Source organism: Aquibacillus halophilus (genome assembly GCF_009649745.1).
Taxonomy (GTDB): domain Bacteria; phylum Bacillota; class Bacilli; order Bacillales; family Amphibacillaceae; genus Aquibacillus; species Aquibacillus halophilus.
Genome location: NZ_WJNG01000009.1, coordinates 62,817 through 83,690, shown reverse-complemented (window position 1 = coordinate 83,690; position 20,874 = coordinate 62,817). Strand labels below are relative to the sequence as shown.

Below are 20,874 nucleotides of genomic sequence, written 5' to 3'. Positions count from 1 at the left end.
TTTTAATCCCCCCAATGGTTAACAAATTGTGAACATTGTCTCATCACACTAGTTTTATTTTCACTTTCATTTTTAAAAAATTGTAATAAAGGTTAGTCCAACGATAACAATATAGCCAACTCTTTATTTTAATTATGAAGGACCCTTTTTAAAAAAAATGTATTTTGCTATCTATCGTTACCTCGACTGATAATTGAACGTCTACCATTTTAACTTGCTCCATTGTTCATATTATGAATCTCCACCAAAGTAAAATCATCCACCTCAATACACCCTCTCGCAGTTGTTAAAACAGACAATCCATCTTTCTCAATTTTCGTTCTAGAATGATTCCATCCTGAATAATCTCAGTTGATAGTGCACTTGAAATACGAATAAGGTACAAATCCTTTTGCTTATAGGAAGGTTTTTAGCTTGTTGAATACTAATAATTTACCGTTTGTTTCAAAACAGCATTTTCGATTTTTTTTAACATCAAATATATTTTTATAACTATGAAACATCATCAACTCAACTATTTATACAGAAGTCACTAAGAAAGCTATCAGACTTATTATTTTTCAATAATAATTACTTAACTTTTGAAAGGGTTTTAAAATATGTAAGCCGAAATAAACAATAGAAAAGCTTTTTATTAACTTTACATAATCGTCATTATTAAAGGCAAAAAAACATAGGAAATTCAGGAGGAATGGCCCACATGGAAAACGAATACATAAATATCATAAAGCAAATAGAGGCAAATCTAGATCATTGCATCTTAGGGAAAACCGATGAGGTAAAACTTATTATAACTGCACTCTTGGCAGATGGACATGTACTAATCGAGGGTGTTCCTGGTACAGGTAAGACGATGCTCATTAAGGCCTTGGCTAAAACAATTCAGAGTCAATTCAGAAGAGTTCAATGCAACCCTGACTTACTTCCAACCGATATAACAGGTTTTTCAATCTATCACCCAAAGAAAGAAGAGTTTGTCTTTAGACCAGGACCTGTTATGACTAATATTTTATTAGTTGATGAAATAAATCGAGCATCAACGAAAACACAATCAGCTCTACTTGAAGCAATGGAAGAAAAACAAGTAACTGTTGATGGCAAGATACATCATTTACCTCAACCTTTCTTTGTTATGGCAACACAAAATCCAATCGATTTTGAGGGTACATACTTTTTGCCTGAGGCCCAACTGGACCGATTTATGATGAAAATCAACTTAGGTTATCCAGATAAAAAAACGGAGAAGGAATTACTTTACGCACAACGTTTGAATACTCCCTTAGACGACTTGAAGGCTGTTACTGACATAGAAACTGTCGAAAAAATTCAACAATATGTTAGAGAGGTGCACATTGCTGATACTGTGATTGACTATATATTGTCAATAGTTGAAAAAACTAGAAGTCATTCTTCCATCTTTCTTGGAGTTAGTCCAAGGGGAACCCTAGCGTTAATGCGTGGAGTAAAAGCGCTGGCTTTTATCAATCAACGAGATTTTGTCACTCCAGACGATGTAAAGTTTCTAATTCCTTATTTTTTTAATCATCGAATTATCTTACAAAATGAAGCCCAAATGAATGATGTAATGATAGAAACTGTCGTACAATCCATTTTAGCAGATGTGGACGTACCGTTAAGACTGGAGAAGTGATTAGATGTTACAAGTAATCAAGCAATCAATGCCCAAAGACCAGCAGCCATTATTTTGGGGAGTAATGGTTGTTTGGTTATGTAGCTTCCTGTACCTTTTATTTTCAGGCGGGAAGCTAGCCCTTATTATGGTTATAATCACGACAATAATAACTGCTTATCTTCTTTTATTGGCTAGATGGAGTGGAATCAATGACATTACTGGTAAGAGGGTTTTTAGTAATACAAATGAATTGAATCGATTAGAGACTGGGGACACCTTTCATCTCAAAACCTTTTTCAAGATTCCTGGTTTTTGGCCAATTCCCTATGTATTGATTAAAGACCAGTTAATCCATCATCAGTTAGGTACGGAAACATATGAATCATCATTCGTACCCGACTTTTATAGAAGTGGGGAAATTGATTACTCAATTTATGATCTAAAGCGTGGTAGCTATAGGTTTGGGGAAACAGAATGTTCAACAGGGGATCTTTTAAATTTGTTTGAACATAAAAGTTCACTCCAACTTCCTAGCGAATTCAAGGTATATCCTAAGACAATACGTATCAAGGATTGGCCTTATATTTCAACATTTAGAAAAGCGATAAGTATTTCTTCTTCTACTATCTATAAAAAGGAAACAACAGAAATTAATGGGGTGCGAGAGTATATTCATGGGGACCGCCTTTCTAAGGTTCACTGGAATGCATCTGCCAAAACAGGCGACTTGAAATCGAAGGAATTCACACCGGAGTCTGTAACAAAAATACTTATTATAATTGATCAATACAAACTTTTCTATAACGATGATAAACAGTTTGAATTAGCTGTATCAATAGCAGCTTCCATCATTAGGTATGTTAGCAAACAGCAAATGCCCATCGGATTGTTCTCTCCCGGCAAACAAGTCAGCTTTTATCAACCCAAACCTGGGGTAACTTATAGCCATCGTTTGGAGGAACATTTGCTTTACGTGGGGATGGATGGCAATCTTACAATCCAAAAGGCACTTCTTGATCAAAGGCTGAAACGATTACAAGGAAGTCTTGTTATTATCATTACACCAGATGCGAGTGATCAATTGTTTCATAGATTAAAATGGTTGAAGAAAATGAATCTCCATCCATGTTACATCTGGCTATCATCAATGAAGAATCCGGAATCAGAAGAGTGGGAACGCAGGTTAAAAGGGGAACAAATCACTTTTTATCAAATTGATTCTCTAGCTAAGCTACCAGTGGCGTTAGAGAGGGGCCGCCCATGAAAGAAGTAGATTGGCTCCAGCGCTGTGTCATTTTCTTAACTGGTGTTTTCTTATTTTCTTTTTTAACTTGGCTTTCTGCATATTTGTTACCCGAAACAATTCAACTCATCACATGGGTACTGGTAATCACTTGTACTGTAGAAATGTTCTTTCCATTCAAAAAATGGGGACGCTGGATTATTGAGCTACTTGCTTGTTTTATTTTGATTCTTTTTATCCTAAAATGGAAAATCGTTTTTCCACATGAAAACACATGGGCACATCTTATCGAGTTCTTAATTCAAAACATTATTAGATTAGATGTACTTTTTCCCTACCTAAGCTTTGGTCTAGGTTCATGGCTTGTTTACTTGATAATGGTTAGATGGTTTGAATCAAAATGGAGAGCCCTTGCAACAATACTAATTTGTGCTATCACCTTAACAATCATCGATACGTTTACCTTTCACAATCTTTGGGGTGATATTACTCTTATGATTAGCGCAGTTCTCTTGCTTCTTATCGTAGACCACTTTAAGGTTCTAAGAAAAAAAAGTCCTGAAGGGTGGAATCATCTGAAGGACTATCCGGCAACAGTTGTCGTTCCAATCATTATTTTCTTTACTGTAGTAGTTATTTCAACAATTTTCGTTCCAGAAAATGTACGTCCATTGCTGACAGATCCTTATACTGCTTGGAAAAAGTACCTTGGAGAAGAACCGGAAATATCCCGTTATACGGAACGAGTTGATAATGGACATATAGATAAAAAGGAAAGATTATCTGGTTACAGTCGTGATGATAGTCAACTAGGGGGCGGGTTTGAATTTGACTATTCTCAAATCATGTCCGTGGAAACCTCATACCCCACTTATTTTCGAGGAGAAACACGTTACTTTTATAATGGAACAGGGTGGGAGGAACAAGATTTAAGCTATCATCTTGAGAACCACGAGTTACTCCTTGATCAAAAAAGTGAGGCGTTGACTGGTCTAGAACACTCGAAAATCAACCGTTCATTATTACAAACAAGAGAAATCGTACAGACCATTAGCATTTATCCAAATTCAGTCTACTCTGGTAGCGTGTTACTTGGATCATACAGGATGGATTCGATTGAGATTATTGATCAGACAGAACGGGACGATGAAATATTGATTGATAGTATTGTAGATAACTCACAAATTGAGATTAATACTAGTACCCCATTACTTTGGTTACCGAATGTAGGAGAGTTGCATTATATCGACGATTCAGGAATGTTTCCTCAAAAATATCAAGTTACTTCAAAGGTGCCACTTATCGATAAGACTGGATTACGAAATGCCCCTCTGATTGACCGAGAGGATGCCTTTTGGGAGAGATATTTGCAACTACCAAGTAACTTACCTACAAGAGTATCAGAGCTTGCCAAAGAGGTTGTTGCTAATCAAACGAATCCCTACGACCAAGTAAAAGCAATTGAATTTTATTTAAAGGATACATTTCCATATACAAACGAACCAGACGAAAGCCTTGGAAAAAGCGATGATTTCGTTGATCGGTTCTTATTTGAAATACAGGAGGGATACTGCGACTATTATTCCACTGCTATGGTTGTCTTAACTAGAACACTTGGTATCCCTGCCAGGTGGGTTAAGGGATATACACAAGGCAATAGAAATGACGACTTAGATCCACATTATTTAGTAGACCGAAATCAATTAGGCCCTGGTGTCTATATTGTACAAAATGCAAATGCACACTCCTGGGTTGAGATTTATTTTCATGGGTACGGCTGGATACCCTTTGAACCAACGGCGTCTTTTTCTGCACCTACATTAGAGGTTCAAGAGGTAACGGTTACACCCGAAACAGATGAGAATGAACTTGTTGAAGTAGAAAAATCTTTATCTTTAGCAACAATTGTTCAAAATCTATTAATAGTTTTGGGAATTGTAGTTATTTTTAGCGTTTCTTTAATCTTGCTTTTGAAACGGAGAAAATGGTTATACTGGCATATTTTGAAACGTCATAGGGTAAAATCGGTAAATCAGAAAATTATTATTGAAATTGAAAGATTACTTAATTATGGTCACAGACGTAGCTATCAAAACTTCAAAAATCAAACGCTAAAGGAAACTTTTAAACGATGGATCCATCAGAATAAATTATTAGAAATGGATTTGCAAGAGTTGGAAATTCTTTTCGAACAAGCAAAATATGGTGTTCGGGATATGTCTGACAAAGAATTACTACTAGCTCAGGAAAAGATAAGGAGCATAAAGAGGATAATGAGAATTAGAATATAGCCAAAAAATTATTGTGACTATTAGACAATAAAAATTTTAGCAAAAAACAAATGCAGTACACTGCCGTAGTTTATGACAGTGTACTGTTCTTCAAGGTATTCCCTAAAAACGTAGCAAGCTCTAGCATGCCGTATTTCCCCGCTTTAGCTTCTGCATCTGAATTATAATTTGTGTTTGTATTAACATCATAGGTGAAAATTTCACCCGTTGCATTACTAATAAACTCAATTCCTGCAACTGCAATATTATTTGCTTGAAGAAAAGATTCATATTTTTCAATAAGCGAAGAGTCAACGTTATCGGTAATTTCAAACATTGGCCTTTCCTCTCCCACTTCTTCACCCACCGGACAAAATTTATCATCAATACGGCAAGCATCAGCAGGACATAATTCGAACCCTTCAGAAGTATCAACCCTCACTGCATATAAAAATTTCCCACCGACAAATTCAGCCCTAGTAATAAATGCTTCAGTCGACTCAATATACTCTTGAATCAGTGTGATACCATCTATGGGTTCTTCAAAATCTGGTCCGTCTAGATAAGACTCTAACCCCTCAATAGAATAAAATAATTGAACTCCTAATCCCTTACCAGCTCGATTGTGTTTGGTAATAAAAGGTGTTCCCCCTAATTTTATGGCCGCTTCTAAAACTTGATCACGACCAACTGCACCAATTGTTCTTGGTGTTTTTATACCACTTAACTCTAGCGCAGAATACTGATTAATTTTACTAAGCTCTAGGTTCAGCGCTCGGCTTCCGTTAAGAACAATACGATTATGACTTTCTAGCCAAGTAAGAATACCACCTGTCAATTCTGGTGCATAGCGATGTCCTCTTGTATGAGAAGAAGCACTCATTCGATTATAAAAAACACCATCAGGAGGTGTAGAAGTTAAATCTACTATTCCTTTGTCTAAATGCCATGATTCATAAGGGAGAGTTAACTCTTCTAAGCGCTTCGTTAAATGCTGTGTCCAATCATCATTTTCATGAATGACAAATATTTTAGTCATATTATGAAAAACCCCTTTTTATTTAGTTGTGAAACACTTTTCCTTTAATAGCAACTGTAGTTATCATAATATGTATTCTCAATGAAAGATAGTGATAAATACATCTATTAATTAGTGATGTATGCTTAGACTTAAGGCAAACAATAGACTTCCAACCTAGTTAGTTTCTAATATAGACTCATCATTTTAGAAAGAATGTTCTCTTACAAAAGAAAAGGCACCTCAATAGGTGCCCGTGTTAAACTTTATTTAACTCTCTCTTGAACCTCAAAGCTTACAATTTTGTTCATATTAAAATACTTTCCAGTTTGTTCACATCTAATCCAAACATTCTTTGTTATATATTCTTCTAGATTATTACTTGAATCAGAAGTTAATATAATTCCTTCAAACCGACCGTTTTCTAATCCTAAATAAACATCGAACATTTTTTTCAAGTGAAATCACCTCCTAACAAATTACTACACCTACTTAGAGATTATACACATTTTTCGGGTTCTAGTGTTCTTTTTAAAATAACCCCTAGTGACTAATAGTATCTTACTATCAATATTTTTGATAGACAGGTAACAAAATCGTTACGGTTGTCCCTTGACCTTCTTCACTATCATATTGGATTTGCCCATGATGTTCTTCGATGATTTTGAAGCTAACCATCAATCCAAGGCCTGTACCGTCTGACTTTGTTGTATGAAATGGGGTGCCTAATAACTCATGATTCTCTTTTGAAATTCCATTACCCTCATCTGTTACAGTGATCTTAATAGTATTATCCTTCCAGCTTTCTGCCTTAATTACTAGCTTTCCACCCTCAGGCATCGCTTCCATACCATTTTTAAAAATATTAATTAACACTTGTTTTATTTGTTGTGAATTACATTCTATCTCTGGAAGACCATTTTCAATTTCCTTAGTAACCGAAACTGTTTGTTCCATTCCATTATGATTTATGATCGAGCTGACATATTCAATCAGCTCTTGTATGTTGTTCTTTTCATATGTCATTTTTTTCGGTACACCAATTGCCATTAGATCATCGAGAATCGAGTTAATTCGCTCTAGTTCATTCATCATGATGTTATAATACTTGCTATCTTGTGGATGTTTTTCCTTTTGCAGCTGTGTTAACCCTTTGAGAGAAGTTAACGGGTTTCTTACCTCATGTGTAATCGAAGTGGCAAGCTGACCCACTATTGCGAGTTGTTCCGATTGTCGAAGCTCATTGTTTACTTTCAACTGTGCTTTAAGATTGGATTGAAACCGAGTTAAAAGAATGTAAGATAATATTGATAATAGACTATACAATCCAATGGGTGACAAAACAATCAATGAATTCAAAGCTAAACCTACAACAATATATTTACCTATTACACCGAATAAAACAAACCAAAAAAACCTTTTATTAATGAAAAGTGGGGAAAAAAGGATAAAAACTAATTCCACCGCATTTCCAGTATTAAAGTCATTATTTGTTCCATAATATATTAAAAAATTATTAATTAGATCAATAAAAATATAACTAAACAAATACAGATATTTTACTGTATATACATTACCTCTTTGCTTTATAAAATAAAAAGATACGAAGAAAATCGGGATAAATATTAAGTGATACCAAAACCCTAATCCCTCTGAAGGCAAGCCAATTTGTTCATTATTGTAATAGGGAAACACATAGTAGTAAATTAAATCAAATCCAATAAAAAACAAATAAAACAATGTCAAAAAGAGCTTTAATCCTTTAAATTCTTCTTTTAATAGTAAATTGTGATTATTTTGCTTACCCATAAAATTACTCCTCTAATGCCATAGTTTATATAATGATTCTGATATCATCATATCGCAAAATGGGTAATAAGTGGGATAAATATCTGTATTTATTTGTCGTTTTTTGTCATATATCGACAAATACTATCCTAAACCGATTTTTTGTTGGAGTTTTACTTCCATAGGCTGACTTATAATGACTGTTAATTTTAAAATAAGATCACGTAAAAAAAAAGCCCTATTAAGGGCTCTTATGATTTTATACTATTAATAATTAGCAAAATTATTAAAGTTGTACAAGCTATGAATCCCTTGTACAGCCCAAAAATCAACTGTACTACGCTATCGATTATTTTGTTCGACAGGCAATAGGATCGTTACGGTTGTCCCTTGACCTTCTTCACTATCATATAGGATTTGCCCATGATGTTCTTCGATGATTTTGAAGCTAACCATCAATCCAAGGCCTGTACCGTCTGACTTTGTTGTATGAAATGGGGTGCCTAATAACTCATGATTCTCTTTTGAAATTCCATTACCCTCATCTGTTACGGTGATCTTAATAGTATTATCCTTCCAGCTTTCTGCCTTAATTACTAGGTTTCCACCCTCAGGCATCGCTTCCATACCATTTTTAAAAATATTAATTAACACTTGTTTTATTTGCTGTGAGTTACATTCTATCTCTGGGAGGTCTTCCTCAATATCCCTGTTAACTGTAACTTTTTGTTCCATTCCATTATGATCGATGATCGAGCCGACATATTCAATCAGCTCTTGTATGTTGTTCTTTTCATATGTCATTTTTTTCGGTACACCAATTGCCATTAGATCATCGAGAATCGAGTTAATTCGCTCTAGTTCATTCATCATGATGTTATAATACTCGCTGTCTTGTGGATGTTTTTCCTTTTGCAGCTGTGTTAACCCTTTGAGAGAAGTTAACGGGTTTCTTACCTCATGCGTAATGGAAGTGGCAAGTTGACCCACTATAGCGAGTTGTTCCGACTGACGAAGCTCGTTGTTTACTTTCAACTGAGCTTTAAGATTCGATTGAAACCGAGTTAAGAGAATGTAGGATAAAATTGATAATAAACTAGACAATCCAATAGGTAGAAAAACTTCTTCAAATTGAAATATCAAGCCTATAGCAGCATATTTAGTAATTATTCCGGTCAATGCAAGCCAAAAAAACTTTTTATTTATGAAAAGTGGGGAAAAAAGAATAAAAACTAATTCTGCAGCATTTCCTGAATGAAAAGTATTTTTAGTCTCAGAATAAATTAAACAAAGATTAGTAAAATCAATAATAAGATAACTGAACAAATAAATATATTTAATTGAAAGTACATTTCCTCTTTTTTTAACTAAATAAAGCGATAGGAAGAGAATAGGTATAAATATTGAGTAAAACCAAAAACCTAATCCCCCACTTGGTAAGCCCGCCTGTTCAACACTACCATAATAAGGAAACGCATAGTAATATAAAAAATCAACGCTGAAAAGAAACAAATAGAAAAAAGTTAAAAAGAGCTTCAACGCTTTAATCTCTTCCGCTTCGAATAAATTGTGAATAGTATTTTGCTTACCCATTGAATTGCCCCTCTATATGCATAATTTATATAATGATTCTGATAACATCATATCGCAAAATAGGTAATAAGTGGGATAAATTTTTGTATTTATTTGGTGTATTTTGTCATATAGAGGCGAAATGGTTCTCCTGACTCGAATTTTAAATAATAATTGGTCACTAGTAATAGTACTGGCTATACACTATTGTGTAATAAGATCTTAGAGATAAAACGATTATTGCATAAAAAAAGCCCTCATTCTTTTAGGGCTTTTTAACTATACACGACTCAGCTAAAAAATAGTTGTTTATCATACAAATTTTTTTCGTTTAAAAATCCAACTATACCCCAAACCGATAAGTAACAACATTCCACCATAACCCACTGCAGGATAAAGATATTCAACCATTGTTGAAAACCCCAATTGACTAACACCAAAAGCAGCAACAGTTGCCCCTATGATGATAGGTTTTCGAAAACCTTGCTTAATATAGGATATCCTTGAAACAAATCCGTAGAGATTACCAACCGCAGTTGTATATACTTCAGCGAAAAGTACAACTGCAAAGACTAATTGAACTATTGGAGAGATTTGATTTGCAATGGCAATCATCGGTACCTCTACAGATGCGGATTCTGAAATACTAGTTAATATGCTAAAGTTAATAGCTAAGACACCAACACCTAGTCCAAGTCCACCTAGTAAAGCACCCCAAAAGATTGTTTTCCCAGGTTTTGCTTTTGCACCTAATGGAGCTAATATGGCAATAGCAATAACCAAATTATATGAAGCATAATTGATTGCTGAGATAAACCAATTTGGAGCAACTCCTCCAAACTCACTTGCTACTTGAATCTCTTCCTGGGTTAAAGGATTCTTAGTCAGGCTATAAATGGTTATAAACAACACTGATCCCAGTAAAACAGGGACGACATAACTAATTGCATTGATAACACCAGTTATCCCTGTTAAGACGGTCAATAATGTAATAATCCCCATAATCAACGTTCCAAACAGTGGAGAAATATTAAATTGTTGTTGAAAAATAGCACCCGCTCCGGCTATCATTGCTGCCAAAGCACCGAAAAGGAACACAGTAATGATAATATCGATTATTGTACCAATGATTTTTCCGTTCGAAAATCTAACTACTTTAACATGGGATTCAGCTTGAAGTTTTAATCCTAAAAGTAAGATTAGGTATCCATAAAAAAAGAAAAGTAACGTTGCTAAAAGAATTCCCCATATCCCACCCATTCCATAGGAGGTGAAAAACTGAAAAACTTCTTGTCCTGATGCAAATCCTGCACCAACTATTGTCCCTATATAAGTGGCGGATATTTTGAAAACCCCTACATTTTTAGTAGTAGACGATTCATTCATCATTCACACTACCTTCGTTTAATTTTCTATAGGTTTTACTGCTTATTAAGGATTATGTATTTTTGTTCTTAAAAGCATGTACGGTTTGAGAAATGATTTAGAGAATTTGTTCTTTAGGGAGAATGGTTTTTATTAGGATACTGAGGATCTCGGGATGTTTAGTTTAAATAATGATACCTTAATAACATTGGTAGCTATGGGATAAAATTAATTTTGGCATGAAAAAAATCACCATGTCTACATGTCACGTGGTGATTTTTTCATGCCAAACAAAACGAATCTTTTGATTTCTGAATAGACTAACCACGTCGTGCAGCTTGCTGTAACGGATCCCATGTACTGTTGTATGGTGGAGCATACCCTAAATCAAGATCTTCTAATTCATGAAGACGCATGCCATGATATAACGCCGTTGCAAGTACATCTATTCGTTTATCAACGCCACTCTTTCCAATAATCTGTCCCCCAAGAAGTCGTTCATCATCTTTACGGAAAACTAATTTCACATGCAAGGGTTCATTATCTGGATAGTAGCCCGCTACATCTGAGGACTCGATAAATACTATATCATAGGGAAGATTGAGTAGTTGAGCTTCTTTTTCAGAAATACCAGTACGGCCGAGCGTAAGGTCCATGAATTTAATTATCGAAGTGCCTACAATACCCTTAAATGTTTTTGGAATTCCTACCATGTTTTTTCCTGCAATGCGACCCTGTTTGTTAGCTGTCGAACCTAGTGGGACGTAATCGTACTTTTCCTTCACAATATGAAATTGCTCTGCACAATCACCCGCCGCATAAACGTCAGGGACGTTCGTTTCCATGTAGCGGTTCACGCGGATAGCACCTTTTATGCCAGTCACGATGTCTGTTCCCTCAATGAATTTTGTATTGGGATTAATACCTGTAGAAATTAAAACCAAGTCGGATGGATAAGATGCTTTGTCAGTTTGAACGAATTCTACCCTGTCTTCTCCCTTCAGTTCCTCGACCTGTTCATTCGTATGAACCGTGATACCATGTTTTTTTGCCTCGTCGTGAATCAGACCTGCAATATCTGCATCGAATATTTTTGCCAAATGATCCCCTCGCTCGATGATTCTGACTTGTTTACCTAACGAGTGAAAGGATTCAGCCATTTCTAGACCAATATAACCGCCACCAACAATGGTTACCTGTTTAATATCACGATTCAAATAATCGATAATTTTTTTTGCATCAGGAATTGTTTTTAAAGTAAATACGCCTGGTAGATTTACACCTTTAAAAATTGGAACAAACGGACTTGCACCCGATGCAATTAACAGCTTATCATACGTATATTCAAAAAGTTTGCCACTAGCGGTATCAGTTCCAGATACTGTTTTTTTAACTGGATCAACCTGTTGAACATGATGATTAACCTTGGCGTTAATCCCATATTTTTCACGAAATGTCTCTATCGTTCGAGCAATCAATTTGTCAGTCGATGAAATCACCCCGCTTACTGTATAAGGGAGGCCACATTGCCCATAAGAATAGATTTCACCTTTTTCAAGTGTTATAATTTCTGCATTCTGTTCTTTTCGTACAATTTGCATCGCGGCGCTCATGCCCGCTGCATCTCCGCCAATTATAATGTACCTGATACTCATCACCCTCCTTTTAATCTATATACAAAAGTGTCCCATATATTGATTGACTTCACGAATAATCGCATCAAGCACTAAGGGACACTTGTTTATCTTATGATTGAGCAAATTCAGTTACTTGTTCTTCATGAATAAACCCAGTGGAACGTTTTGCCTCTTCTCCATCTTTAATTAAAATTAATGTAGGAATACTTTGAACCCCAAATCGCTTAGCAAGATCTGAAGTTGATCAATATCCACATAATAAAAATCAACTGCACTCAATTGTTCAGCTACGCTTGAGACAACGGTCTCAGGCAGACGACAGCCCGGTCACCAAGCTCACCAAATTCGAGCACAAAGGGCTTTTCCATTGTTTTTGCAAATTCTACATACTCTTCTAAAGTAATAGTCCTTACCATTTATATACCTCTTTATTAATTTATAGTTCTTTTTCGATTTCAGTATAATATACCCAATTATACATCATTTAATTGTTTATAATACTGAATATATAAACGAGATTATTGAAACTTTCTACATTGGAATACCCCAATTTTCCCAAAAAAACCTCTCAATAAAAATATAAATTCCAAGAGAATTGTATGAACAGTACAAACTCTTTACCTTAAAATTCAGAATCCCATACGAGATTAGGTTCACGAAAAGAAATATCATTTAAAAGCTACTATTTTCTATTATAATGAAGAACAAGGGATGTAAGGACATTAGCGCCTAACCCAAACTAAATCAAGGATTTTGTATGGGATAGGCGCTAATTTTAGTTCACAGTCATCAGATAATTTGAACAGTATCTTCTTTTTTTGTTGTGTACGAAATAACTATTTACTTCTTTCCAGTCATTTTTGTAATTTCTGATATGTCTTTTGGCACTTTATTATTTAAAATTGCGTGAATGATTTTATCTTCTTTTTCTTTAGAAACGGGTTTCTTGGCAAGGGATGATACTTGCTTGATTACTTTTCTTATTGTTTCTTCATCTTTGAAATTTGCGTGTTTTAAAGAATTAGATAATTTAAACACATCTTCCATTTTTACACCTGTTTTCTTCTCAATATTGCCAAAAAGTTTGTTATTCATCGCCATTCTCCTCTCTCCATTAACTTAGGAAAAGTTACTTTTATTTTATGGAGAAAGGTTGAATTCGTAACATCATATATCACTACTATTTGGAAAATAGTAAACTAACCTATAAAAAAAGGTAATTAAATATAATGAATAGTTACCTTCTTGCTTTTCTAGTTATTTAGCTATCTTAGTAAGCTTCACTACAAAAACGCAACCCTTATCTTTCAAGGGTCACGGTTTTTGCTTCTAACACTTAAATCTGACTAACTAAGATAGCTGGATTTACTGAAAAACATTACTATGATGATATAAGCCTTATCTTATAAAACGGAACCAACCAAAATCAAAATTACTTCCTGGTAGGAATATAAATGTCACTTTTTGTTCGCCTGTAATTTTTTCTAAATCTACACTATGTTCAACGTAGTCATCCGACTGTGTGAATTCGACTAATTGATTACTTTCTCCTTCCTCATTTGCAAACCGCACATGTATAGTATTTTTATCAATCGGTGATCTACCACAAATAACGAGTTTTCTAGCACCCTTTTCAAAGTCTAGATGATTGTACTCAAGTGAAACATTGTTTCCAATTCCTTCTACACTTTGATCCTTAATTTCAAACGTATCTCCATAAATATGGTCACATTCTGTCGCCATATTTTGTTCAAAGGCTCTATTCTTTTTCTCAAAAGAAAATCCTTTAATATGCACCTTCTGGTTAAGCACAAAACAAATCGACGTAATCCCACGAAGTCTCTTCGGTAAACGATAAGTTTCTTCTTGATATACATTCCACTTAGATTCTTTTTGATAGATGACGTCCGCTAATAATTCGCTTTCCGCTTCCTCAGGTATTCCTTCCCAGATTTGCAAGGAATACTCCTCACTAGTAAGAGCGAAAATTGGAATGGTTATTGTGTCAGATCCATATTGGCCAAAATCAATTCCGCGAAAGCCTACTTGGGTCTGGCCATCTCTACTTGTCGCAATGCCTCTTTCGTTTCCGTTGCTAACTTCCCCCTTACTATAATCATAGAGTCCAGCTGAAATAAATCCATAAGAGTCTTTATAAGCTGTACCAAGACCTTCCACCTTAAACTCTAACTCGGATATTAGTTTAGTCTTATCCGTTCCATTCTTACTTGTACACCGAACTCGAAAGTCTCCATCACCTAGCGCGATTACCTTTGCTTTATGTCCATTCGATTCAATCTTAGAAATATTGGACTCGATCCCTACATCGTTCACAACACTCCACTCTAATTCCTGATAGGAAGTATTCTCAGGATATAATTTTGCTTGCACACTAATTTCCCTTTTCGCTGGATCAAACACTTGACCGGACCCACTAGAAATTTCAATCTTACGAAGGGGAACTTCTGCCTTATTTCCCATTACGGTTGGTACGTCTTTATTCTTAGTATTCACTGCGATACCCATTAAATCTAGATCGTTTGCTCCAAGCGATTCAACTGTCAGTCTAGCGTCTTCCATCCCTAGTGAGGTTACTTCAAGTTCAATTGGTCCGGGTTCTAACGTAGAGCCAATAATCGCCATTAACTTACCACTAAATAACCTTCTACTTATTCCTTTATATTGATCGTAATCGGTACTATCCCCATTATCGAGACCAAGCAAACGACCTGCTCCTTTAACCCGGACAGAAACACGATTTGTTGCATTTTCAACTAGATTACCATCTTGATCTTCCATATTAATTTCGGCAAAGATTAAATCCGTACCATTTGCAATCAGCTTCTCTTGATCTGCTTCTATACGAATCTTCTTTGCATCACCAAAAGACCTTTTTACCTCTGTTGCTATTACCTTGCCTGTTTCATCATAGGCAATTGCTTTTAGTTCTCCTTTTTCATAAGGAAGCTTCCACCATCCTACAAGTTCTGATTCCTTCCCGTGTTTATGGTCAATATCATGTGTTCCGATCGTTTTACCATTTAGCTGTAGTTCGATTCTAGGTGCATTTGAACATACGCGAACATCAATCATTTGCCCAGGATTAAAATCCCAATATGGGAAAATATGAACCATGGGCTCTGTCTTGTAATCAGTCCAGGCAGATTGATAAATAAAATAGGAATCCTTCTTAAATGTTGCTGTATCAATTTGGCCTAAATAAGCATTTTTCGTATGATATGGTGTCGGTTCACCAATATAGTCAAAACCAGTCCATAAAAACTGCCCAAGTGAAAAAGGTGTATCTCTTTCAGCTATAATGCATGCTTCGGCTGATTTCGCTCCCCAGCTCGTTGTACTATTTCCTAGCGCAGAGCATTGTTCATCATCGTCTGCAAGAATAGATCTTTCAAATGGGAAATGATAGATCCCTCTACTTTGCACGACTGATGATGTCTCACTTCCATAAATAATCCAGTCTGGGTGTTCCGCATGGTGTTTCTGATAGTACTTTTCCGCATAATTATAGCCTGCAACCTTAACAATATCCGCGCATTTTTGGGCATTTTCCCAAGGCATAAAATTGGACCCAATAGTAATTGCTGCATTTTTCTTCGAATCATATTTAAGCACTTCATCCATCAGCATTTTCGTTATAGCTTGGCCTCGCTCATCTGCGTGTGTATCATAAATTTCGTTCCCAATACTCCACATCAGTAAGCTTGGATGATTACGATCGCGCATCACCCAACTTTTCACATCGGTAGCAGCCCATTCCTTAAAAAATCTCGCATAATCATAAGGTGTTTTTGATCTTTCCCACATATCAAAAGCTTCTGTGACAACGATCATTCCCATCTCGTCAGCTAATTCCATTAGTTCTTTTGCAGGCATATTGTGCGCTGTTCGGATTGCGTTTACGCCCATATCCTTCAAGATGATAAATCTTCTTTTTAGCGCAACTTTATTAAAAGCAGACCCTAATGCTCCCAAATCATGGTGTTCACAGACTCCATTTAATTTAATTTTTTTGTCATTTAAAAACATTCCCTGGTTAGGATCAAGAATCATTTTTCGAAACCCTAGATTCTGAGATATCGATTCAATCTGGTAATTGGTCCCATCATCTAACTTTAATCGGGTAATAACTTTGTACAGATTAGGATCATCTGTGCTCCATAGCAGAGGATTTTCCACAAATAGCTGTTGTCGATTTTGTATATTAGATTTAGGGACTGAAATAACCATCTCAGAAGATGTTGCAACAATTTGATCCTTGTACATGATAGTATGTGAGAGTTGAACACTTTGATTAATGCTAATTTCCGTATCAACTTCTATTTGCCATCCATCCTCTTTTTGTGTTGTTGCTATGTAAATGCCGTCCGTTACAATATGATTTTCATCCCTTGTTTTAAGCCAGACATTGCGGTAAATACCAGCACCTGAATACCATCTACTGTTTGGGGCTTGGTACACTACTTTAACAAGAATTTCATTTTCACCAGCTACAAGTGCATCTGTAATCTCATGTTCAAATGAAGAATATCCATATTTCCATTCACCAACAAATTGGTTATTCACATACACGGAAGAATCCATGTACACACCATCAAAGCAGAGAATTGTCTGTGCTTCTTCTTTTCTATAAATAAAGCGCTTACGATACCAACCAATGCTATTTTCATTAAGGTCTGATGTATCGTATATTTGCCAATCATCAGGGAGATCAACCGATTCAAATTGTAAATGTACATGATCTGTAGTTTCTAAGTTACTTTTAGCAAACTCCCAACCATCATTAAAAAGTTTTTTTGTATTCATGCTATACTCCTCACTTTCACAATCTATTGATTAATTTCTTTAATTGTCCTGGCAGGATTACCACCAACTACAACATTATCTGGAATATCTTTAGTAACTACTGCACCCGATGCAATAACAACATTATCTCCTATCGTCACTCCCGGATTTATTACTGCACTTCCCCCAATCCAAACATTATTTCCAAAAGAAATCGGTTTTGCATATTCTTTTCCTGAATTACGTTCAATTGGATTAAGTGGATGAGTTGCTGTATAAATTTGCACACCAGGAGCAAGCATGCAGTTATCTCCAAATCGTACTTCACATACATCTAGGATGGTACAGTCAAAATTCGCGAAAAAGTTTTCTCCTACATAGGTGTTAAACCCATAATCAAATCTTATATTAGGTTCCATGTACACGTTTTCTCCAGTTGAACCAAGTAAATCCCTTAACAATTCAGTGCGTAGATCACCTTCTGTTTCCAATGTTTGATTATAAATCCTAACCTTTTTTCTTGCTTCTTCACGGTCCTTAACTAATTCATAGTCAGCAGGATCATACATTTCTCCAGCAATCATTTTCATCTTTTCAGTTCTCATATGATACACCCCTTATTAGGTTTAAAAAGTATGTTCTGAAATATCAAACTAACTAGATGCTAAACTTCCAGTTTCATATATGTTTCAAAAGCATAGAGTGCTAGGGCGATTTATATAGGTATTATAACAGTTGACGGAGTATAACGTTGTCGAAGGGTTTCAATTTGTTAACTTTTTAATAGTTAATTTACACCCCTACTCATTTTGAAAAAAGAACAAAGGCTTGTTTTAAAGGGGGATTAGCAATCTACTAAGTAAAGTGTTTAATTTAATAAAAATATCCCCCTTAGTATATGAAAATCGACTAAATTCCGGGGACTGTGATCATGCTGCACAAATTAATCAATTGTTTAAAAGCAGAGACGATTGAACAAGCATTTCATATAAGCCTCCATAAACTATAATATCCTAACATAGAAAGGGGGGATTATTTTGGCAGCTATACTTCAGGAATTTGATCAATGTGTTTGTGATGTTGTACAAAGTATTGTCAATGCTCAAGATGCTGTAACAGATAATAACTGCTGTTCATCTAGTTGCGAGCAGTCAATTAGACAACTGTTGTCACCACAAGTACAAAATGTGACTAACACAACTATTCCTTTTGTTCTTTATTGTAAAGATTGTCAACCTTTTATTGGCAGTGGCGTGTTCCAGGATGAATTAGGTGCATCCAACAACACCTACTTTGGTTGTGTTGAATCTCCAATATTCCGGGCAAAAGAATTTGTGGAAGGAAGTGACTGTTGCGTTAAACTTGAATTATTACTTCCGGTTACAGAAGGTGGGTCCACTCCCGGACCAACTAACAGTGGTGTCAGTGATGTATGTAGGTTCTTTCCGGGTAGAAGCATAAGAGACTTTCAAGCAACGGGTATTTGTTTGATAGTAGACTTGAATTGTTTTTGTGGTATTACTTGTCTAGACCCTATTACACCAATACCATCTTCAGAATTTCCAAGCGATGATAGTGATTAAGTAAAATCCTTAGAGGGTGTATTCATTATTATGAACACCCTCTTTTTTGTTGTTTTACCTAAAAAAGTAAATCCCGTAGATACGCAAGTTTAGTTTTAGAAAGTCTATTAAGTGGAACAGATTTTCAGATTAAATCCCCTATAATTGCTATTTATATAAATGGGGAAAAAGATAATTAACAGCCAAAATAAAAGAACCCTTGATATCAAGGGTTCTTGGGTATGATTCCGACTGGGCTCGAACCAGCGACCTCTACCCTGTCAAGGTAGCGCTCTCCCAGCTGAGCTACGGAATCATGGTAAAATAGTAAACTGGATAAGTATTAATATAATAGTTAACCACTGCTTTTGTCAATAAAAATTCTTTTTCTATTGAATTAGTAGAAATCTAAATACCCACACCTAAAAGGTGAGGGTATTTTTAGAATGCTTATAGCTTATTTAGGCTAACCCTTTATAGGTTGAGTAATTAATCTCGCTTGAACTAACCGTCGTCTCACTGTTATTCCAAGCCAGCTTGCCAAAAATGCTTTGATAAGCCCCACAACTATAAACGGATATACCCCAGTTACTAATGCCTGTCCCCATGTCATATCAAGAACAATTTTCAGTTGAGTGGCGCCAAAGATCAATGTAATAAACATTCCAATAGTATTAGCAATCATTGCCATAGGCACTGTAAATCTCGTTTTTTCAAGAATTAACCCTGTTACATATGCTGTTAAAATAAAACCGATAATATAGCCTCCAGTAGGGCCTATTAACACTTGCACTCCACCTTTAAAACCAGCAAATACAGGTAAACCAACTGCACCTATAAGCGCATAGCATATCATTGCCACTGCACCATACCTACTTCCAATAATGGTTGCCGTTAAGCCCACTGCTAAGGTCTGTCCGCTTATTGGTACAATTGGCAATGGAATTTCAATCTGTGCCAGTATGGCTGTAATAGCTGCGAAAATACCACAAATGATAATAACTCTTAGTTTTGAATTACTGTTATACATTATAATCCCCCTATTGTTAACCTAACATAAATCAGGTTAACATATTTATTTAAGTTCTGGTAGTATTTTTTTATTTTGGGGGATTTTTGATTTTCATAGATTTATCTTCTCTGTTACAATCCATCCTTTCTATCCCATTAACACCAATATCCACCAACTATTTACCTATGGTAATTATTTCCGGCAACCTACCTTCTCCTTAATCTATATAGAATAACTAGACTATTAGATTAATAGTCATTTTTTGGTTAATGAAAAACTATGTTACACCTGATAGCCTTTTCAGTAGACAACAAGTTTACTAGGAGGATATCAGACATGAATAAATTTAAAAAAGTGCTACTAGCCGCATCATTATCTATCAGTTTTATGATCGCACCCTCTGTAGCTGATGCTGCATCCTATACTGTTCAAAAGGGAGATTCCTTTTGGACTATTTCAAATAAATATGGTGTGTCGCTATCGGGCTTACTAAAAACCAACAATCGTACTGGAAGTTTGTTATATGCCGGAGAAACTCTATCAATTCCTTCTTCTATTACTAACGCAGAAAAAGAGTTAATGGCGAGACTTGTACATGCGGAAGCAAAAGGGGAACCTTACGCAGGGAAGGTTGCTGTAGCAACAGTAATTCTTAATCGAGTTGATAGTAGCTTATTTCCAAACTCGGTTAATGGGGTTATTTATGAACGTTCTGCTGGTGGTTACTATGCCTTCAGCCCTGTTCAAAATGGTGCGATCAATTATACTGCCAATGCTGAAGCAAAGCGTGCAGTAAACGAGGCATTAGCTTTTAGAGGACAAGGAGCTGGGTCAATCTATTTCTATAATCCTAAAACAGCAACTAGCACTTGGATTACATCTAGAAAAATGACAGTAACAATCGGAAACCACCGCTTTGCTAAATAAATAGAAATTAATTTAGTAAAAGCGTAGAGAACCTTATTCTTATT

At 35.5% G+C, this 20,874-nt stretch carries 16 protein-coding genes, 1 tRNA gene and 1 pseudogene; 5 read left to right on the top strand and 13 right to left on the bottom strand.

Features of this window, described 5'->3' with window-relative positions:
• Positions 1 to 691: 691 nt before the first annotated feature.
• Genes GH741_RS12170 through GH741_RS12160 form a run of 3 tightly spaced genes read left to right on the top strand, consistent with a single transcriptional unit; the run spans position 692 to position 5,167 of the window.
• Positions 692 to 1,651, top strand: coding sequence for an AAA family ATPase (locus GH741_RS12170; RefSeq protein WP_420809400.1), 960 nt, complete (start codon positions 692 to 694; stop codon positions 1,649 to 1,651).
• Between the two features lie 4 nt (positions 1,652 to 1,655).
• Complete coding sequence (locus GH741_RS12165; RefSeq protein WP_153737061.1) at positions 1,656 to 2,897, top strand: DUF58 domain-containing protein; 1,242 nt, start codon at positions 1,656 to 1,658, stop codon at positions 2,895 to 2,897.
• On the top strand, positions 2,894 to 5,167 hold the full coding sequence (locus GH741_RS12160; protein ID WP_153737060.1) for a transglutaminase-like domain-containing protein: 2,274 nt from the start codon (positions 2,894 to 2,896) through the stop codon (positions 5,165 to 5,167). Before GH741_RS12165 ends, GH741_RS12160 begins: the two co-directional genes overlap by 4 nt.
• Before the next feature lie 70 nt (positions 5,168 to 5,237).
• Here the strand turns inward: GH741_RS12160 and GH741_RS12155 are convergent, their stop codons facing one another.
• The 11 genes and pseudogenes from GH741_RS12155 to GH741_RS12110 all read right to left on the bottom strand — a co-directional run bounded on the left by GH741_RS12155 (position 5,238) and on the right by GH741_RS12110 (position 17,934).
• A complete protein-coding gene (locus GH741_RS12155; protein ID WP_153737059.1) occupies positions 5,238 to 6,185 on the bottom strand; it encodes an ATP-grasp domain-containing protein in 948 nt (315 codons plus the stop codon).
• A 245-nt stretch (positions 6,186 to 6,430) separates the two neighbouring features.
• On the bottom strand, positions 6,431 to 6,622 hold the full coding sequence (locus GH741_RS12150; protein ID WP_153737058.1) for a hypothetical protein: 192 nt from the start codon (positions 6,620 to 6,622) through the stop codon (positions 6,431 to 6,433).
• 109 nt (positions 6,623 to 6,731) lie between these two features.
• The gene (locus tag GH741_RS12145) at positions 6,732 to 7,973 is read right to left on the bottom strand and encodes an ATP-binding protein (protein WP_153737057.1); all 1,242 of its coding nucleotides are present in this window, start codon (positions 7,971 to 7,973) and stop codon (positions 6,732 to 6,734) included.
• A gap of 321 nt (positions 7,974 to 8,294) precedes the next feature.
• Positions 8,295 to 9,545 carry an ATP-binding protein gene (locus GH741_RS12140; protein WP_153737056.1) on the bottom strand — a complete coding sequence of 417 codons (1,251 nt, stop codon included), beginning with the start codon at positions 9,543 to 9,545 and terminating at the stop codon, positions 8,295 to 8,297.
• 291 nt (positions 9,546 to 9,836) lie between these two features.
• Positions 9,837 to 10,913, bottom strand: coding sequence for a YkvI family membrane protein (locus tag GH741_RS12135; RefSeq protein ID WP_205677330.1), 1,077 nt, complete (start codon positions 10,911 to 10,913; stop codon positions 9,837 to 9,839).
• A gap of 296 nt (positions 10,914 to 11,209) precedes the next feature.
• Entirely contained in the window at positions 11,210 to 12,538 is a 1,329-nt protein-coding gene (locus GH741_RS12130; RefSeq protein ID WP_338079407.1) for a CoA-disulfide reductase, read from the bottom strand.
• Positions 12,539 to 12,635: 97 nt separating this feature from the next.
• Positions 12,636 to 12,752, bottom strand: a pseudogene (locus tag GH741_RS22430) (thioredoxin family protein); the annotation flags it as partial.
• Positions 12,753 to 12,813: 61 nt separating this feature from the next.
• Positions 12,814 to 12,942 (bottom strand): hypothetical protein, encoded by a 129-nt coding sequence (locus tag GH741_RS22140; protein ID WP_276608232.1) that lies wholly within the window; start codon positions 12,940 to 12,942, stop codon positions 12,814 to 12,816.
• Positions 12,943 to 13,366: 424 nt separating this feature from the next.
• A complete protein-coding gene (locus tag GH741_RS12120; RefSeq protein WP_153737054.1) occupies positions 13,367 to 13,621 on the bottom strand; it encodes a stage VI sporulation protein F in 255 nt (84 codons plus the stop codon).
• 303 nt (positions 13,622 to 13,924) lie between these two features.
• Entirely contained in the window at positions 13,925 to 17,350 is a 3,426-nt protein-coding gene (locus GH741_RS12115) for a glycoside hydrolase family 2 TIM barrel-domain containing protein (protein WP_153737053.1), read from the bottom strand.
• Positions 17,351 to 17,373: 23 nt separating this feature from the next.
• A complete protein-coding gene (locus GH741_RS12110; RefSeq protein WP_153737052.1) occupies positions 17,374 to 17,934 on the bottom strand; it encodes a sugar O-acetyltransferase in 561 nt (186 codons plus the stop codon).
• Positions 17,935 to 18,366: 432 nt separating this feature from the next.
• On the opposite strand from GH741_RS12110, the gene GH741_RS12105 reads away from it, so the two are divergent.
• Positions 18,367 to 18,912 carry a CotY/CotZ family spore coat protein gene (locus tag GH741_RS12105; RefSeq protein WP_153737051.1) on the top strand — a complete coding sequence of 182 codons (546 nt, stop codon included), beginning with the start codon at positions 18,367 to 18,369 and terminating at the stop codon, positions 18,910 to 18,912.
• A gap of 222 nt (positions 18,913 to 19,134) precedes the next feature.
• On the opposite strand, the gene GH741_RS12100 is transcribed toward GH741_RS12105, so the two are convergent.
• Together GH741_RS12100 and GH741_RS12095 are read right to left on the bottom strand one after the other, a co-directional pair.
• Positions 19,135 to 19,207: transfer RNA gene (locus tag GH741_RS12100), tRNA-Val, on the bottom strand.
• Between the two features lie 150 nt (positions 19,208 to 19,357).
• The gene (locus GH741_RS12095; protein WP_153737050.1) at positions 19,358 to 19,921 is read right to left on the bottom strand and encodes a biotin transporter BioY; all 564 of its coding nucleotides are present in this window, start codon (positions 19,919 to 19,921) and stop codon (positions 19,358 to 19,360) included.
• Positions 19,922 to 20,239: 318 nt separating this feature from the next.
• On the opposite strand from GH741_RS12095, the gene GH741_RS12090 reads away from it, so the two are divergent.
• Positions 20,240 to 20,830 carry a cell wall hydrolase gene (locus GH741_RS12090; protein ID WP_153737049.1) on the top strand — a complete coding sequence of 197 codons (591 nt, stop codon included), beginning with the start codon at positions 20,240 to 20,242 and terminating at the stop codon, positions 20,828 to 20,830.
• The last annotated feature ends 44 nt before the right edge of the window (positions 20,831 to 20,874 follow it).

What these genes read in the sequence shown, in the direction of transcription:
- GH741_RS12170 (WP_420809400.1), top strand. Translation starts at nt 692, where the DNA reads ATGGCCCACATGGAAAACGAATACATAAATATCATAAAGCAAATAGAG.
- GH741_RS12165 (WP_153737061.1), top strand. Translation starts at nt 1,656, where the DNA reads ATGTTACAAGTAATCAAGCAATCAATGCCCAAAGACCAGCAGCCATTA.
- GH741_RS12160 (WP_153737060.1), top strand. Translation starts at nt 2,894, where the DNA reads ATGAAAGAAGTAGATTGGCTCCAGCGCTGTGTCATTTTCTTAACTGGT.
- GH741_RS12155 (WP_153737059.1), bottom strand. Translation starts at nt 6,185, where the DNA reads ATGACTAAAATATTTGTCATTCATGAAAATGATGATTGGACACAGCAT.
- GH741_RS12145 (WP_153737057.1), bottom strand. Translation starts at nt 7,973, where the DNA reads ATGGGTAAGCAAAATAATCACAATTTACTATTAAAAGAAGAATTTAAA.
- GH741_RS12140 (WP_153737056.1), bottom strand. Translation starts at nt 9,545, where the DNA reads ATGGGTAAGCAAAATACTATTCACAATTTATTCGAAGCGGAAGAGATT.
- GH741_RS12135 (WP_205677330.1), bottom strand. Translation starts at nt 10,913, where the DNA reads ATGATGAATGAATCGTCTACTACTAAAAATGTAGGGGTTTTCAAAATA.
- GH741_RS22140 (WP_276608232.1), bottom strand. Translation starts at nt 12,942, where the DNA reads ATGGTAAGGACTATTACTTTAGAAGAGTATGTAGAATTTGCAAAAACA.
- GH741_RS12120 (WP_153737054.1), bottom strand. Translation starts at nt 13,621, where the DNA reads ATGAATAACAAACTTTTTGGCAATATTGAGAAGAAAACAGGTGTAAAA.
- GH741_RS12115 (WP_153737053.1), bottom strand. Translation starts at nt 17,350, where the DNA reads ATGAATACAAAAAAACTTTTTAATGATGGTTGGGAGTTTGCTAAAAGT.
- GH741_RS12110 (WP_153737052.1), bottom strand. Translation starts at nt 17,934, where the DNA reads ATGAGAACTGAAAAGATGAAAATGATTGCTGGAGAAATGTATGATCCT.
- GH741_RS12095 (WP_153737050.1), bottom strand. Translation starts at nt 19,921, where the DNA reads ATGTATAACAGTAATTCAAAACTAAGAGTTATTATCATTTGTGGTATT.
- GH741_RS12090 (WP_153737049.1), top strand. Translation starts at nt 20,240, where the DNA reads ATGAATAAATTTAAAAAAGTGCTACTAGCCGCATCATTATCTATCAGT.